Origin of the sequence: Rhizobium sp. J15 (assembly GCF_002531825.1) — a bacterium.
Taxonomy (GTDB): domain Bacteria; phylum Pseudomonadota; class Alphaproteobacteria; order Rhizobiales; family Rhizobiaceae; genus Rhizobium.
The window spans coordinates 204931-220539 of record NZ_NWSX01000001.1 but is presented as its reverse complement, the minus strand read 5'-3'; the positions used below and the strand labels follow the sequence as shown (position 1 = coordinate 220539).

At 64.2% G+C, this 15609-nt stretch carries 11 protein-coding genes; 6 read left to right on the top strand and 5 right to left on the bottom strand.

Going from position 1 to position 15609, the window contains the following annotated elements; translation table 11 throughout:
* The first annotated feature begins 79 nt into the window (after positions 1-79).
* Genes CO670_RS01005 through CO670_RS00985 form a run of 5 tightly spaced genes read left to right on the top strand, consistent with a single transcriptional unit; the run spans position 80 to position 9812 of the window.
* A complete protein-coding gene (locus CO670_RS01005; protein WP_097588560.1) occupies positions 80-2035 on the top strand; it encodes a DUF4384 domain-containing protein in 1956 nt (651 codons plus the stop codon).
* Positions 2036-2057: 22 nt separating this feature from the next.
* Positions 2058-3674 carry a caspase family protein gene (locus tag CO670_RS01000; RefSeq protein ID WP_097588559.1) on the top strand — a complete coding sequence of 539 codons (1617 nt, stop codon included), beginning with the start codon at positions 2058-2060 and terminating at the stop codon, positions 3672-3674.
* Positions 3671-6175 (top strand): trypsin-like serine protease, encoded by a 2505-nt coding sequence (locus CO670_RS00995; RefSeq protein WP_097588558.1) that lies wholly within the window; start codon positions 3671-3673, stop codon positions 6173-6175. Before CO670_RS01000 ends, CO670_RS00995 begins: the two co-directional genes overlap by 4 nt.
* Before the next feature lie 13 nt (positions 6176-6188).
* Positions 6189-7370, top strand: a complete 1182-nt coding sequence (locus CO670_RS00990) for a serpin family protein (protein ID WP_097588557.1) — start codon at positions 6189-6191, stop codon at positions 7368-7370.
* Positions 7371-7406: 36 nt separating this feature from the next.
* On the top strand, positions 7407-9812 hold the full coding sequence (locus CO670_RS00985; protein ID WP_097588556.1) for a serine/threonine protein kinase: 2406 nt from the start codon (positions 7407-7409) through the stop codon (positions 9810-9812).
* 25 nt (positions 9813-9837) lie between these two features.
* Here the strand turns inward: CO670_RS00985 and CO670_RS00980 are convergent, their stop codons facing one another.
* Positions 9838-10440 carry a TetR/AcrR family transcriptional regulator gene (locus CO670_RS00980; RefSeq protein WP_088689861.1) on the bottom strand — a complete coding sequence of 201 codons (603 nt, stop codon included), beginning with the start codon at positions 10438-10440 and terminating at the stop codon, positions 9838-9840.
* A 154-nt stretch (positions 10441-10594) separates the two neighbouring features.
* Here CO670_RS00980 and CO670_RS00975 point away from each other — a divergent pair, with 154 nt between their 5' ends.
* Entirely contained in the window at positions 10595-10993 is a 399-nt protein-coding gene (locus CO670_RS00975) for a RidA family protein (protein WP_097588555.1), read from the top strand.
* 59 nt (positions 10994-11052) lie between these two features.
* Here CO670_RS00975 and CO670_RS00970 read toward each other — a convergent pair whose 3' ends face one another.
* From CO670_RS00970 to CO670_RS00955, 4 genes are read right to left on the bottom strand one after another with little or no spacing between them, the layout of a single operon-like run.
* Complete coding sequence (locus CO670_RS00970) at positions 11053-11928, bottom strand: FHA domain-containing protein (RefSeq protein WP_097588554.1); 876 nt, start codon at positions 11926-11928, stop codon at positions 11053-11055.
* Between the two features lie 2 nt (positions 11929-11930).
* Positions 11931-12836, bottom strand: coding sequence for a type II secretion system F family protein (locus CO670_RS00965; RefSeq protein ID WP_097588553.1), 906 nt, complete (start codon positions 12834-12836; stop codon positions 11931-11933).
* Positions 12833-13696, bottom strand: coding sequence for a type II secretion system F family protein (locus tag CO670_RS00960; RefSeq protein WP_097588552.1), 864 nt, complete (start codon positions 13694-13696; stop codon positions 12833-12835). Before CO670_RS00960 ends, CO670_RS00965 begins: the two co-directional genes overlap by 4 nt.
* Positions 13697-13706: 10 nt before the next feature.
* The gene (locus CO670_RS00955) at positions 13707-15605 is read right to left on the bottom strand and encodes an ATPase, T2SS/T4P/T4SS family (RefSeq protein ID WP_097588551.1); all 1899 of its coding nucleotides are present in this window, start codon (positions 15603-15605) and stop codon (positions 13707-13709) included.
* Between the last annotated feature and the right edge of the window lie 4 nt (positions 15606-15609).

The window sequence follows — 15609 nt, the reverse complement described above, 5'->3', positions numbered from 1 at the left end:
CTAAGCCATCCCAATTTCGCAGGTCAGTGCTATTCTCATCTTCAACACAGTGTGAGATTGTTCGAAGGGGGAGGTTCCGATGCTGAGCCGCAAAGCCATCCTAGCCGCAGCCACATGTCTTTCGCTCTTTTCGATGGTTCCCACCGTCGAGGCGCAGAACGAACGCACACTCAGCGAAGCGCCGGCCCAGAGCGGACCTGTCAGCATCACCTTCGATCGCGCGGAGGCCAAATACGCCATCGGCGAAGTCGTCGGCCTCTTCATCCAATCGAGCGAAAACGCCTATGTCACGGTGCTGAACGTCTCGCCGAACGGCGCCGTCGTGAAGCTGTTCCCGAACAAATACCAGACCGATGCGCTCGTCGCCGCCGGCAAGCGCGTGCAGGTGCCGGATCCCGCAAGCGGCGCCAGGCTGCAGGTGTCCGGCCCGGTCGGGCAAGAGCAGATCAAGGTCTTCTATTCCTCAAAGCCTCTGACCATCTTCGCCGATCTCGGCGGCAGCGGCAGCGGCATGTTCCGTTCGATCGACGGCGGCATGGAGGCGGTTTCCCGCAGCCTGGAAGAAGCCCGCAGCCTCGGCACGAAGATCAGCAGCAAGACGCTGACACTGACGACGGTCGACAGCATGGGCGCCATTCCGCCCGTCGCCGCCGCGCCGGCAAAGCCGGCTCCCGAAGCCAAACCCGCACCGGTCGAACAGGCTGCAAAGCCGCCCGCTGCACCGACGAAACCCAAGGCTGCCCCCAAGCCGAAACCTGTCGTGAAGCAGGACGTCGCCAAGAAGCCGGAGCCTGTGATCGAAAAGCCGAAGAAGCCGGCCCCGAAACCTGTCGAGCAGGCGACCTCGCAGCCACCGAAGAAATACAAGATCGTCACCAATCTGGCGCCCGGCCAGGAGCTTGCAGCCGACGAGCTGGAGCTGATCGGCCCCGCCACCGGCAGCACGTCCAACAGGCCTAAGCAATCATCGCAATCCTACCAATCGTCCCAGTCATCCCAGACGAAGATGCCGAAGCTGCCGATGCCGCAGATCAAGATGCCGCAATTCAAGCTTCCCGGTGGTTTCGGCATCAAGATGCCGCAGATAAACCTCGGCCGCTCGGCTGAGCCGCAGGCCGCCAGCGAAGGCGAAGAGATCGAGGTGGCCAATGCCGATACGCCCGTTTGCAACGCGCTTCTCGACAAGCTGAACGCCGCCGTCGCCGACAAGGATATCAATGCCGCCGCGACCGAAGCCGATGCGATCGCGGTCAGCGCCGATTGCGGCCAGTTCCAGATTAACGCCCAGCGCCGCGTCGCCGCGCTTCGTCTTGCCGCAGCACAGGAAATGATGGCCGCCGACAAGCCGGTCGCCGATTACGAGCCGCTGCTGGTGGCCGCCGACAGCCCGCAGGTGCTGTGGCAGGCTTCCGCCACGCTCGGCGAGATCTATTTCTCTGCACGGCGCTTTGCCGATGCCGCCGCCGATTACCAGCAGGCGATCGAGATCATCAAGAACGAGACCCGCACGCCGAAGGCGCCGCCGGCAGAGACGATCTCCGATCTCATCCAGCGCGCCGCCCAGGCCCGCATCCTTGCCGCCAATCCGACGAGCGACAATCCTGAGGGCAGCTTCGTGCCGGCCGAGAAGGATCACCGCAGCGGCGTGCTCGGCGGCATCTATTCCGAGAACGTGCGCGGCATCGTGCCGGTATCCATACCGGTTCCGATCACCTTCGATTTCGACAAGTCGACCTTCACCTCGATCGGCACGGAGGCTGCCCAGGAATTGCTGGAAGCGCTGAAGGAGCAGAATCCCGGCCGCATCATCTTGATCGGCCATACCGACCGGCGCGGCGGCGACGAGTATAACCAGAAACTCTCCGAGCGCCGCGCCCAGGCCGTCGCCGATTTCCTGAAGAAAAACGGCATCGACGCGACGATCGACGCCGAAGGCCGCGGCTCCTCCGAGCCGGTGGACGTGACGGCGACCGCCAACCTTACCGAAGACGATATCGACGCGCTGAACCGCCGCGTCGAATGGCGCCGCGAGTAGCCGGGCGAGGGGAGGTTTGGCCATGTCCGCATCCCGTTCCATGGCCGCAGCACTTGCCCTCCTTGCCATGACGGCGACCGGGAGCCTGGCGAGGACGATCGAAGCTCCTTCACGCGGCGCCGTCAGGGCTGTGCTGATCGGCATCGACCTCTACCGCAATGTCCCGCCGCTGCATGGCGCGGTGGCCGATGCCGAGGATCTGTCGCTGTCGCTGCGCTCGGTCGGCGTCGAGGACATGACGGTCCTGAAGAATGGCGCGGCCGATCGCGAGGGCATTTTCCAGGCGATCGCATCCGTCACCGAAAGAGCCAGGGAGGGCGATCTCGTCGTGCTTGGCATTGCCGGCCACGGCTCGAGCGAACCGGAGAGGGTCAAGGGCTCGAAGCCGAGCGGCCGCGACGAGGTCTATGTGCTCGCCGGTTTCGACACACGCCTGCCGGGATCGCGCGAACGCATCTTCGGCGACGAATTCAAGGTGCTGATCCACAAGCTGGAAGCCAAGGGCGCCGATGTCCTCTTCATCGCCGATACCTGCCATGCCGGTGGCATGACCCGCGACGTCGATCCGCGCGGCGCCGAGATCACCTGGCGGCAGGCGCCGTCCTACACGATCGAGGAAGACGATCTTGCGCCGATTTCGACGACGGCGGACGCGCTTTCCACCGGCTTCGACTACCAGCGGCTGACTTTTCTCGGTGCCGTCGACGACAACACCAAATCGCCGGAGATCACCATTCCCGGCATTCCGGTCAAACGCGGCGCGCTGAGCTATGCGACCGCCCGCGCCTTCGAAGGCGCCGCCGACCGGAACGGCGACGCCGCCGTCAGCCGCCGCGAACTCTTCGAATATGTCCGCCAGTCGGTCTATCAGTTCACCGACCAGCGGCAGAACGTCTTTACCGAAAGCCCGCCGGGAAGCGATCTCGACCGCGCCGTCGTCTATAGCTACGAAGGGGCGGGGGCGCAGGCGGCGGCGGAAAAATCAAGCGTTCCGCCGCCGGCCGTGCCCGCACCGATCAGCCTCGCCGTCCTCGGCGCCGAGCCGGTGCTCCAGGGGATCGAGCCTGCCATCACGCCGTTCAAGCTGGCGGATGGCGCGGAAGCGGAACTCGTCTTCGATCCGCAAAAGCGCGAGGCGATCGCCGGCGGCGATGTCGTCGCCTCCGGCGTCGGCGCCGGCGACATGCCTTTCATCGTCGACCGGATGGCCGCGCTCGACACGCTGAAGCGGCTGTCCGAGACAAATCCGCAGACCGTGCGCGTGATGCCCTCCGACACGGTTCACCGCGAAGGCGAGCGCGTCGGCGTCACGGTTTCTGAACTGACAGGCCGCAAGCTCGTGCTGTTCGATATTACCGGCGATGGAACGGTGCAATTCCTCTATCCCGGCGAAAGGGACACCGATGCCGAGATGTCTGCGACCTTCGATCTCGATCTTTCCGTCGTCGCTCCCTTCGGCACGGACCTGCTTGTCGCCGTCACCGCTGAAACGCCGATGCCCGAACTCGTGGAATTCCTGAAGCAGAACGACAGGCGCCGTACCGCCGGCAATATCGCCAAACGCCTCGGCGAGTTGCTGCCCGAGGGCGCACGCGTCGGATTTACCGTCCTCTATACCTCCGCCGGAGCCAAGCTATGAGCACGTCGATCAGCAGCATCCTCAACGTTGCGGCCGCACTTCTGCTTCTGGCCTCTCCTGTCCTTGCGCAGCAGGATACGGATTTCGCCGGCGAGGATGGCGGGCGCGTCATCGGCGGCCAGGCGGCAAAGAAGGGCGAATGGCCCTGGCAGGTGAAGATCCTGGCCCCCGATCCCGAACAGCGCGGTCGCTTCGGCGGCCATTGCGGCGGCTCGCTGATCGCGCCGCGCTGGATATTGACGGCTGCCCATTGCGTCACCAGCGGCCGTTCCGGCAAGCAGGATCTCTTCGCCCGCGATCTGCTGATCGTCGAGGGCAAGTCGAAGATCGACAAGGTGATATCAGTCGACGGGCCCGACAAGCCGGGCCTTGCCGTGGAAAACGTCATCATCCACGAGGATTTCGACCGCAAGGTCTTCGCCAACGACATCGCCCTCATCAAGCTTGCCCAGCCCGCCGTTTCGAAGCCTGCGCTCCTCGCCTCCGCCTCGGACGAGGCCGTGGAAACCGCCGGCCACACGGCCGTCGTCACCGGCTGGGGTTACACCAAGGCCGATCACGGCTGGGACGACAAATACCTGCCGACCGAGCTGCAGGAAGTCGAGTTGCCGATCGTCTCGCGCGAGGACTGCCGCGCCGCCTATCGCGAGAGCTCGATGCGCATGAACCCGATCGACGAGCGCAATGTCTGCGCCGGTTACGCCGAAGGCGGCAAGGATGCCTGCCAGGGCGATAGCGGCGGTCCGCTAGTCGCCCAGCGCCCCGACAAGAAATGGATCCAGCTCGGCGTCGTCAGTTGGGGTGCGGGCTGCGCCGAGGCCGAACATTACGGCGTCTATACCCGCGTCGCCGCCTTCCGCGGCTGGATCGCCGCGAAGACCGATGGCGACGTGCCTGATGTCGAAGGACCAGTTGCCGACGAGCAGGTCGCATCGACCACCGGCAGTGCGGCAACCAATAAAAAGCAGTCCGGAGACAAACTGGCCAACCTTGCCATCACCGCTCCGCCCGCCGGCGATAAGGCGCCTGCCGGAACGACGGAAACGCCCGCCGCCGATGAGCCTGCGACCAGTGAACCAGCCGTCCAGCCTCCTGCCGTCGAGACGTCTGGGATCCAAAGCTCGCCCGGCGACCGCGCCCTGCTGATCGGCATCGACGATTACGAGATGCGTGAGGCGAAGCTGACGGGCTCCGCCAGCGACGTGAAGGCGATGCAGCTCTTTCTCGTCAAGACGCTCGGTTACCGTCCGGAACAGGTCCACGTCCTGACCAACCGCAAGGCGACCCGCGAGGCGATCCTTGCCGAAATCGACGACTGGCTGGTGCGCCAATCGCAATCCGGCAGCCGCGTCTTTCTCTATTTCAGCGGCCAGGGCTCGGAGGAAATGGGCGCGGAAGCAACGACGAGCCCGACGCTCGTCGCGGCCGATGCCAAGCTGGTGCGCGAGGGCGGCAAGGTGACCGTAACCAACCAGATCCGGGAAACGGAAATCGCCGCGCGGCTGAACAGCCTCAAGGACCGCCGCGTCACGCTGCTGATCGACGCCTGCCATGTCGGGCCCGGCAGCCGCAGTGCGGTGGCCGCGCCGAGCAACGGCACCGTGCGGTGCCTTGGCCCGGCGCTGGCCGGGCTCGAACCGCCGAACAAATCAGGCAAGGAAGCGAAATTCTCCTTCGGCGGCGAAACCGCGATGGTCTGGTCGGCCGTCAATTCAGGCCAGTGGGCGCTCGTCGATCAGGAAGCCAAGCCGCCGCTCGGCGTCTTCACCCGCCGCTTCATCGAAGGCGTGCAGGAAGGTGTGGCGCGTGCGGCCGACAAGCCGAATGTCAGCAATGCGGCCCTTCTCGATTACGTCCGGCGCAAATCGGACGAATATTGCCGGGCGCATGCGGAGGACTGCCGCTTCACGCCGGTGCCGCAATTCTACGGCCTGCCGGATGCGCTCGGGCGCGACGTCGTCACCGGCGAGGAGGCGAAGACGCCGGTCGCCGCCGTCGAGAATACGCTGAAGAGCGATAACGAGGCGGGCGTCGCCGTCGACGTGCTGCCCGGCACCTCCGTCAGCATCGGCGACAAGGTGGCGATGCGCGTCTCCACCAAGAAACCCGGCTATCTCATCCTGGTCGATATCGACGCGGCGGGAAAACTCACGCAGCTTTACCCGAACAAGCGCTCCATGGGCCTGAAACCGAACGCCAAGGGCGGCGACAACCGGCTCGATCCGGCAAGGCCGGTCGTCGTGCCGGATGCGCGCAATCCCTATATCGGCTTCGAATATCAGGTGGAGGGACCGGCCGGCGTCGGCATGGTCGTCGCCATTCTCAGCGACAAGCCGATCGAAGTGCTCGACCTGCCGGATGTGCCGACACCGCTCGTCGGCCAGCGCGCTGCCTTCAACTATGTTTACGACCTTGCCCGGAGCCTCAGGATCGTCGGCGACGACGAGACCGGCGCCCAGGGCAAATGGTCGTTCGATTCCAAATTCTATCGCATCCGCTGAAGAGGAGGGAGCCATGCCGAAATCCATCCTTCTAGCGGGCCTTGCCGCTTCGCTGATGGCGCTTGCCCCGACCGCCCATGCAGGCGAGGCCGCCGACAGCAAGGCGATCCTTGCCGCGCAGGCCGGGCTTGCCGTCGACCTCATCGACCGCACGCTGGCGAAAGAGGGGGCGGCAAACATCGTGGTATCGCCGGCAAGCCTGACCGCCGCCCTTGGCCTAGCGGCTCTCGGTGCCTCCGGGGAGGGCAAGGCGGCGATTGCCAAGAGCCTCGGCTTCGGAGCCGAGGTGAGGGGACCGGAGAAGGTGCTCGACGCGATGAACCCTGAGAAGCCGGCAGCCGATGCGCCGCTGGCGACGGGAGCCGCAATCGTCTTCGACGACAAGCTGGTGCTCGTGCCCGATGCCCTTTCCATGCTTGCCGGCCACCGGATCAAGCCCTCGATCGAGGATCTGGACGGACCGAAATCCGTCGAGCATATCAATGCCTGGGTCAGCCAGACGACGCGCGGCGCCATTCCGGCCATCCTGGAATCGCCGCCCGGCGGCGGCTTCGTCAGCCTCGGCGCTCTCTCCTTCAAGGCGCGCTGGAAAACCGCCTTCGAAAAGGAAAGCCCGGCGATGCCCTTCCGGCGTCCCGACGGTTCGACGATCCAGGTGCCGATGATGCATCTTGCCGGCGACGGACAGAAATTCCGCGTCGACAACAATTTCACCGCCGTCGATCTCGCCTATGCGGGCGAAACCTACCGCATGGTCGTCATTTCAGCGCGCGCCGGCAAGGGCGTCGATGCCTCCGAGCTGAAGGCGCTCTCCTCCTGGCTTCAGGGCGAAAAATTCGAGGCCGCCAAGGGCGAAATCTTCCTCCCCCGCTTTTCGCTGAATGACGGCCGTGATTTGATGCCTATACTCAATGCGATGGGACTGGCGCCCGAAAAGGCCAAGGACGCGGCTTTTCCTGGGTTCACCAAGGAAAACATCAGCTTGTCGCGCGTCCTGCAGAAGACGATGATCAAGGTCGACGAAAACGGCACGGAAGCGGCGGCGGCAACGGCTGTCGTCACCGAGCGGAGCATAGATCCGAAGCTGGTGCGCGTAACGGCCGATGCCCGCTTCGCCTTCGCGCTCCGGGATACGAGGAGCGGCCTGCTCTTGGCCGCGGGCCTAATCGGCGATCCGCTACTGGCAGGTGAATAGAATTCGGTTTCATGATGATTGCAGGGGGACACGTGCATGAGAAGTGATCTGATCGCCCGCTACACGATCGGCGAGCCGGTCTATGAGAACGAGTTCATCGTCTATCCCGCCGAGGACAAGCGGATGGACCGTTCGGTCTACATCGTCGCGCCCGATGTGGCGCTGAAACTCGACAAAGCCCGTTTCGAGCGGGTGTGGACCTCGGTCAACGAGGCGAAATCGCTCACCGCCCGGCGTTTCGTCGAAATCGAGGACCTCATCCCCCCATCCCCGGAAGACGATAATTTCTACATCGTCGAAAAGCGGCCGTCGAAGACGCTGCACCAGTATCTCGACGAAGTGGAGATGGTGGCTCACGATCGCGCGGTCGAAATTGGCCGCCATATCCTGGAAGGGCTGGCGACGCTGCATGGCGCCGGTTACGCCCATAATGCGCTGACCGACCAGTGCATCTACGTGTCGGAGGATTATTCCGGCCTCTCGGTCCGGATCGGCAATCTGCACCTGATCTCGAAGATCGGCGAGCACATCATCCCGCCTTACGTGCCGGAATTCGGTGCGCCGGAGATTTATGCGAGCGGCACCTTCTCCGCCTCCGCCGCGCTCGACATCTATGCGATGGGCATGATCGCCTACAAGCTCTTCCTGCCGCGGCAGACCTATGCCAGCGTCTTCGACAGCGTCATGGTCTGGGAGGACGAACATCAGCGCGAGCAGAGCTGGAAGAACATCCATCTCGATCCTTCCAATGTCTTCCCGCGCCTCGACGTGCTGATCCCCGGCTTTCCCGAAGGGCTTGCCAGCCTGGTCGAAAGGATGCTGAGCCGCGATCCGGCGCAGCGGCCGCGCATGGGCGCCGATGCGCTCGGCGAATATACCCGCGTGACGACGGGCATCCAGCCGATGAACTGGGACCCGCGCGGCGGCATGACCCAACAGCCGGAGACGCCGAAGCCGAAGAAGTGGACGCCTGCCAAGATTTCCATGATCGCCGCGCTGCTTCTGATCTGCATCGGCGTGGGCATCGTCACCGTTCCGAAGCTGCTGGCGCCGGACCCGAAGCTTGTCGCCGATGTCGGCGTCTGGAAAAAGGAGGCCGAGAGCCGCCGGGAAAAGGCGATCGCCGCCAAGGCCCCGGAGCGTCCCTCCGGGGACGAGGCCAAGCTTTCCTATGACGCCGGCGCCTCGGCGCTGACCTCGGCCGATGCCCTGCTGAAGGACGAAGACTATGAACAGGCGCTGCCGGGCTACCAGAAGGCCGCCATCAGCCTCGGCAAGGCGCTGATCGCCATTTCGAAGGAAAATGCCGAGAAATCGAAAGCCGCAGCCTCCGCCGCAGGCGGCGAAAAGGCCCCCGCTTTTGCCGAGGCCGACAAGAAGATGCAGGCTGCCGCCGAGAGCGCCAGCGCCCAGCAGATGCACGGGGCGGTCGGCGGCTACGACACGGCAAAGACATCCTTCGACGATCTCGCCAAGGCGCTGACAGCCCTGGCCTCGGCGGAAAAAGACGCTGCGGCGAAGCGCGAAACGGCCACTCGCATCGGCGCCGGCGAAGGCCCGGATTTCACCAAGGCCAGCGCGCTGATGACCGACGCCAAGGCGAAGGCCGAGCAATGGCAGATGCCGGCGGCCACCGCAGGCTATGGCGACGCCGGCAAGCTGTTCGACGCCCTGATTGCCGATGTCATGGCGGCGAAGGACGAGGCGACGGCGCTGAAGCAGAAGGTCGACGATCTCTATACCTCGATTTCAACCCGCGCCGGCGCCGCCGATCCGACGCTTGCCGCACTCCAACCGAAACTCGGCGAGGCCGACGGCCGCTATACCGCAGAGGCCTACAAGCTGGCGATCGCAGCCTATCAGCCGATCCTTGCCGATCTCGAAGCGCTGTCGGCGAAGGGCTTCTGCCCGGTTTCGCCGAAACTTGCCTTCGAAACCGTTCCGGCCGGTAGTTATTCGCTGGAGAATGTCCGGCTGATGACCTCCTCGCTGAAGGAGCTTGGCGGCATGCTCGGCGTCGCCGATGGCGCCGTGAAGGTCGAAAAATCCTTCTGCATGCAGACGCGGGCCGTCACCCGCGCGGAAATGGCCGAGTATTACACCGCCAACTCCGATCCCGCCGCCGCCCAGGCCTATGCCGACAATCCGCAGCAGCCGGCCGACGACGTGCCGCTTGCCGTGGCGCAGAACTATACCGCCTGGCTGTCGAAGCAGTTGAACGCCCCCGTCCACCTGCCGTCGGCGACGGAATGGATGGCGAGTGCCGTCAATATCCCGACGGAAAAGCTGCCCGACAACGGCGATATCATCCTGCAATGGAGCGCCACCCCCTGCGAAGCCGGCGGCAACGTCGCCTTCATGGCACAGGAAGGCTCGACCTTCGTCGTCTGCTCGGACGCGTCCGCGGGCGGGATTTTCCGGGTGACGGCTGAGCTGCGGTGACGGTTTGCAAATGCACACTTTGGCCTCAAGCAGATGACGAACGCTCCATAAGCAGACCTGTCGCCAAGGCTTGAAAAGCCTCGACCGCCTTCGGCAGCACGCTTTGCGGGTTTTCGCTCGCGGCGATCCAGAGAGCGGCATTGAGGGCTGCGCCGCTGAGCAATCGGGCCGCCGCCTCTGCGTCGACGGGCTTCAAGATGCCCTGCGCGACAAGGCGCTCCACAGCATCTTTAGTCACCTGCAGACAACTGTTCTGGCTGGGCCATAGTGAGGGATCACCCAAGACCGCAGGTCCGTCGAGCAGAACGATGCGCTGGACCTCCGGATTGAGCGCCATTTCGATATAGGCTGCTCCCTCGGCGAGCAGGCCCTGCCAAACATTGTCAGTCCGAGCGCCGATCTCCTTGGCGCGCGCCGCCATTTCGGTGTCGATCTGATCGACCACCGCCGCCAACAGCCCGCGCTTGTCTCCGAAGTTGTGGTAGAGCGCTCCGCGTGTCAGGCCGGCGTCAGCCGTCAGCTCATCCATGGATGCCGAGGCGTAACCTTTCTCGGCAAAAGCCTTCCGCGCAGCCGCGATCAGCTTGGCGCGGTTTTCCTGCATCGTCTCGCTGCGTGTTTTCGCCATTCGAAGCTCCAATTCACATACGGTACGTATCTGGACTTGACATACGGTGCGTATGTCAATATTTCACATACGTACCGTATATCAAATGAAGGGCGGGTTTGTGAAGCACGGCACCGTCCTCATCCGCCATCGCCAACAACAAAGAGAGATCGTAATGCCCCAACGCCAAGCAATCTTTCCCGCCAATAGACATGCCCTTTACGAGGAGCATGGCTATTCCGCCGCCATCCGGTCCGGTGACCTGCTGTTTGTATCGGGACAGGTCGGGAGCCGGCCCGATGGAACACCCGAGCCCGACTTCGAACGCCAGGTGCGGCTGGCCTTTGAAAATCTGAAGGCGACGCTGAGCGCAGCCGGCTGCACGCTGGATGATATCGTTGATGTCACAAGCTTCCACACCGACCCTGAAAACCAGTTCGGAACGATCATGGCGGTCAAGCAGGAGGTTTTCGGCAAGCCGCCCTATCCGAATTGGACTGCCCTCGGCGTAACCTGGCTCTCCGGCTTCGACTTCGAGATCAAGGTGATCGCCCGTATTCCGGCAGGCGCCTGACATCCCTGCGGCTCGCAGAGAGCGATGATGAGCAGACGGCGGCCTTTTAAGGCCGGCGATCAACGGCGGGCGGGTGGCTTCACTGCCGCCCGCCGCTGTAGCGCGAAGCGCGCAGCCGAGCAGTTGACGTCGGGCACGAGATCGTAGGTCTGCTGGTAGAGCGTCTGCGCCAGCGTGTTGTTGCCGCGGTTTTCCGATGCCAGCGCCGCCAGCGCCGTGCGTTTGTAAGCCTCGACGATCGGTTCGGCGGCTTTTGCCAGCGCCGCGTCGTCGGAGGGTTCGGACGCCAGGGAAAGGGCGGCATAGGTGGCGTCGCCATCCCGGCCGACGCGGCCGCCGACGGCGCCGTTGAAGCTTGCTTCGGAGACCTGACGCATGCGGCGGGCGTTCTTGATGCATGTCGGGATGCGGGCGGCTTCCGCGTGGATGCGCTCGGCCGTCGGGCCGCCCTCCGTGCTGCCGCTGTCGGACAGGATCACGTAGCCGACGATGCCGACGATCGCGAGATAGGCGACGCCGATACCGGCGAGGAAGGCCGGCTGCTTGAAGAGCGGCTTTTTCGGCTTGCCGTCGCTCGCCTTGGCGGCCTCCTTCTTCGGCGCATCCTTGGCGGGCGCCTTCTCCAGAAACTGGAATTCGACATCCTTGCCGAGGCGGAAGCTGTCGCCGGCTTTCAGCGAGGCCGTCTGCAGCAGCGCCTCGCCGCGCAGCATGATCGGGTTCAGCCCCATGCGGCGGATGATGAAGGTGCCGTCGCTCTGTTTTTCGATGCGGGCATGAATCGGCGCCAGGAACGGATCGTCGACGACGATATCGGCATTGCCCGCCCGGCCGATCGACATTTCCGGCCGGTCGAGCACATGGCTGCGGCTCTGGCCGCCGGGGCCGGTCTGCAGAAGGCTTGGTTTGTTTCCGCGAAAGAAGGAAAAGACCATGATCAGAACATCCCACTCGACATCATCTCGACAATTGCCGGCGCCAGCACCAGAAGGAGGATCGCGACGACGATCATCATCGCCGGCATGACGATCTTGGCTTTCAGCTTTTCACTGGCCCTGTCCGCCTTCTCCCAGCGGCGGAAGCGCAGGTCGCGCGCATGTTCGCGCAACAGCTCGACGCGGTTGCTGCCCTCGACTTCGCCCTGGATGACGGCGCGGATGACGCGCACCACTTCCTCCGCGGTCATGCGGGCCTCCAGGCGCTGCAGCGCCTCGATCATGCCGGTGCCGAGCGCCACGTCCTTCAGTGTCTGTTCGATCTCCTCACTCATCACGGTGCCGGGCGCGGCCTCGGCATAGAGCCTCAGGCTTTCCGGCAGGGTCGCCTGCGCCTGCTGCGTCATGACGACGAGATCGAGGAAATAGGGAAACTCGCGCGAAATGCGTTCCTTGCGGTCCTGCATCTTGTCGTCGGCGACGACCCAGAAATAGATGGCGGGGATGAAGCCGAGGATCAGGCCCGCCGCAAGCCCACCAATGACGCTGCCGCTCGCAATGCCGAACAGCAGGCCGAGCAGGACGAAGCCGAATATGCTCATGACGACGAGAAGCGCGATATATTCCCGCCCCGTCACGCCGCCGAAGGGCCGGCCGCCGTAAATCAGTTTCTGCTCGAGTTGCGCGCCGAAATCGGCGAGAAGCGGCTCGAAATGCCGCAGTACGAATTCGACCGGCGTGCGCATGCCGATGCTGTCGACGATATTCGGCGGCGGGCCGTCGCCGCCGGCGCTGCGCCGCACGACCTGGATACTGCCGAGCAGATCGCCGATCCACCAGACGAAGAGCGCGGCAGCGATGCCGGCAAAGACGATGGCGATCGGGGCGAGAGGTATCTGGGACATCATACCGACACCTTCATCATCGAGCGCATCCAGAAGAAGCCGGTTGCGTAGAGAATGGCGCCGACGATCGCGATGACGATGCCGATGGCGTTGCCGAACACCTTGTCGATCAGTTCCGGCTGGCCGAAAAAGATCATCAGGATCATGAACAGCGCGCCGCCATTGACGACACGGAAGTTCATGCGCGCCTGTGACGAGGAGGTCGTGATCTTCTGGTCGAGCTTCCAGATTTCCTTGAAGGATTTCGACATTTCCGTCAGCGGCTCGGAAATATCGCCGCCCTGGCGGGCAAAAAGGCCAAGCGCGGCGTCGACCATCTTGAAGTGCAGGCTTGGCACATTGCGGCCGTGGCGGTCCAGCGCCTCGACCAGGCCGATGCCGAGCTTCTGTTCGCGGGCGATGCGCTCGAACTCGCGCGAGGCCGGCATCTGGCCGGTGTCGGCCACCGCATTGACGGCGACGGCGAGCGGCTTTCCTGTTCGCACCGCCGAGACGATCTGGTCGACGGCATAGGGAAGCTGGGATTCGATCTGCAGCCAGCGGCGTTGCAGGAAATAGCGGATCATCGCCTTGGGCAGGAAGAAGGCGACGGGGATCGCGATGACGATGCCGAAGATCGGCCCGAAGATCAGCGAGATCACGAGGAAGACGACGACCGCCGTGATGAGATAGGCAAGGATCATCGTATAGGGCGGCACGGCATCGCGACCGAAGACCTGCGCGGCCTCGCTGGCGAGCGCAATATCGCGCTCGGTCGCGCGGAGCAGCGGCGCCGGCCAGCGCACCGGCGCGCCCCAGACGAGCAGTCCCGCCGTCACCGCCCCGAGGGCCACCGTAAAGATCTGCAGAATGCTGATATTCATGGCTTCCCCCTCAGACGAACATATCGAGTTTCTTGATTTCGCCGTCTTCCCCGAACTCGACGAGCTCGGCGACGAAGGTCGGCAGATAGCCGGTGAAGGCATGCACCGCCTGTCCGCCGGCGCGGCCGACGAGATTGAAGATCGGCTCGACGATGACGAGGCCGGTATCGGGATCTATGCCGATCACTTCCGATATCTCGGTCACGGCGCGCCGGCCGCTTTCCAGGCGGTTGAGCTGCACGACGAGTTCGACGGCGGCGACGATCTGCTGGCGGATCGCCATGACAGGCAGAGAGCTCTGGCCCTGCAGCACCATCACCTCCAGGCGGGTCATCATGTCCTGCGGCGTGTTGGCATGGGCCGTCGTCATCGAGCCGGCATGGCCGGTGTTCATCGCCTGCAGCATGTCGATCGCCTCCGCACCGCGGCACTCGCCGACGATGATGCGGTCAGGCCGCATGCGCAGCGCGTTGCGCACGAGATCGCGGATGGTGACGCTGGTCTCGGATTCCGCCGTCTTCGGCCGCGATTGCAGATAGACGACATGGATGCCGTCGAGCTGCAGTTCGGATGTGTCTTCGACGGCGACGACACGCTCGCCGACCGGAATGAACTGCGACAGGCTGTTCAGGAGCGTCGTCTTGCCGGAGCCGGTGCCGCCTGAGACGACGATGTTCTTGCGGGCGCGCACGGCGGCTTCCAGGAAGGCGCGCATCGGCTCGCTCAGCGCGCCAGCCGCAACCAGCTTGCTGATGTCGAGCCGCGACTTGCCGCCGAATTTGCGGATGGTCAGGCAGGCGCCCCTGACCGCCAGCGGCGGAATGACGGCGTTGACGCGCGAACCGTCCGGCATGCGGAAGTCGGCCATCGCTTCGCTCTCGTTGATCGAGCGGTTGGAATCGACGGCGATGCGCTCGATCACCTTCATCAACTGCCGCTCATTGGCGAAGGCGAAGGGATAGCGCTCCAACAGGCCGAATTTCTCGACATAGATCTCGTCGTAGCGCGTCACCATGATTTCCGAGATGACGTCGAGATCCATGAGCTCGGAGATCGTGCCCCAGCGGTACATCAGCTCTTCGATATTGGAGCGCAGGTGCGTATGGGCGATCTCGTAGCGGTCGCCGGCATTGAAGAGAGCTTGCCGGGCCTGGAATGCGGCGCTGAAACGCGTGTCGAGCTGGGCGAAATCCGAGCGGGTGGATTCGAAATTGAGCTTGAGCTGCAGGGCAGAGATCAGCGCCTTGCCGACATCGAAGAGGCGGCGGTTTTCCTGCTCCTCGCGTATCAGGGCTGCCGCATTCGACGAGGCGTCGCGCCGCGTCGTGCGGGCGATGCGTTTTGCCAGCCATCGATAGACGGCGTTTCGGATGACGAGGACGACGAGGTCCTGCGGCGCAGCGTCGAGCGCTTCCTTGATGAACATGTCGAGGCGTTCGCGAATGCGGCTTCGCGTCTCCTCGCGGCCGAAATCGGAGGATTTCACCAGCCGGTCGTATTGTGTGTCCTTCAGCAGGCGCTCGTGGATTTCCATCTGCAGCGCGAGCACGCGTTCCTGATCGGGAAACTGCGTGACGGCCTCGGGAGCGGCGGCCGGCTCCACCAGTTCGATGGTGACATTCGGCACCCAGATCGACATGCCGGCCGAGACCGCGACCGGCGTGCCCGCCCGCAGCGGCTGATCGTCGACACGCGTCGGGTTGCGGCCGTGATGCTGAACCGACCAGCCCTGACCGGACTTGCGCAGCACGAATTGCGGCGAGGAGACATGGCTGCCGCGCAGGCGCACGACGCCGGCGCCTGCCGGCAGGGAAAGCGTGCTGCTTTCGCCGACGAAATAGGTCTCGTTCGCCGAGAGCGGGATCACCTCCCGTCCGCTGCCGTCCTCATAGGAAATCTTCAACAGCATGGCT

Coding starts and splice junctions, on each gene's coding strand:
- CO670_RS00960 (WP_097588552.1), bottom strand. CDS start 13,696: ATGAATATCAGCATTCTGCAGATCTTTACGGTGGCCCTCGGGGCGGTG.
- CO670_RS01005 (WP_097588560.1), top strand. CDS start 80: ATGCTGAGCCGCAAAGCCATCCTAGCCGCAGCCACATGTCTTTCGCTC.
- CO670_RS00955 (WP_097588551.1), bottom strand. CDS start 15,605: ATGCTGTTGAAGATTTCCTATGAGGACGGCAGCGGACGGGAGGTGATC.
- CO670_RS00975 (WP_097588555.1), top strand. CDS start 10,595: ATGCCCCAACGCCAAGCAATCTTTCCCGCCAATAGACATGCCCTTTAC.
- CO670_RS00970 (WP_097588554.1), bottom strand. CDS start 11,928: ATGGTCTTTTCCTTCTTTCGCGGAAACAAACCAAGCCTTCTGCAGACC.
- CO670_RS01000 (WP_097588559.1), top strand. CDS start 2,058: ATGTCCGCATCCCGTTCCATGGCCGCAGCACTTGCCCTCCTTGCCATG.
- CO670_RS00980 (WP_088689861.1), bottom strand. CDS start 10,440: ATGGCGAAAACACGCAGCGAGACGATGCAGGAAAACCGCGCCAAGCTG.
- CO670_RS00990 (WP_097588557.1), top strand. CDS start 6,189: ATGCCGAAATCCATCCTTCTAGCGGGCCTTGCCGCTTCGCTGATGGCG.
- CO670_RS00985 (WP_097588556.1), top strand. CDS start 7,407: ATGAGAAGTGATCTGATCGCCCGCTACACGATCGGCGAGCCGGTCTAT.
- CO670_RS00995 (WP_097588558.1), top strand. CDS start 3,671: ATGAGCACGTCGATCAGCAGCATCCTCAACGTTGCGGCCGCACTTCTG.
- CO670_RS00965 (WP_097588553.1), bottom strand. CDS start 12,836: ATGATGTCCCAGATACCTCTCGCCCCGATCGCCATCGTCTTTGCCGGC.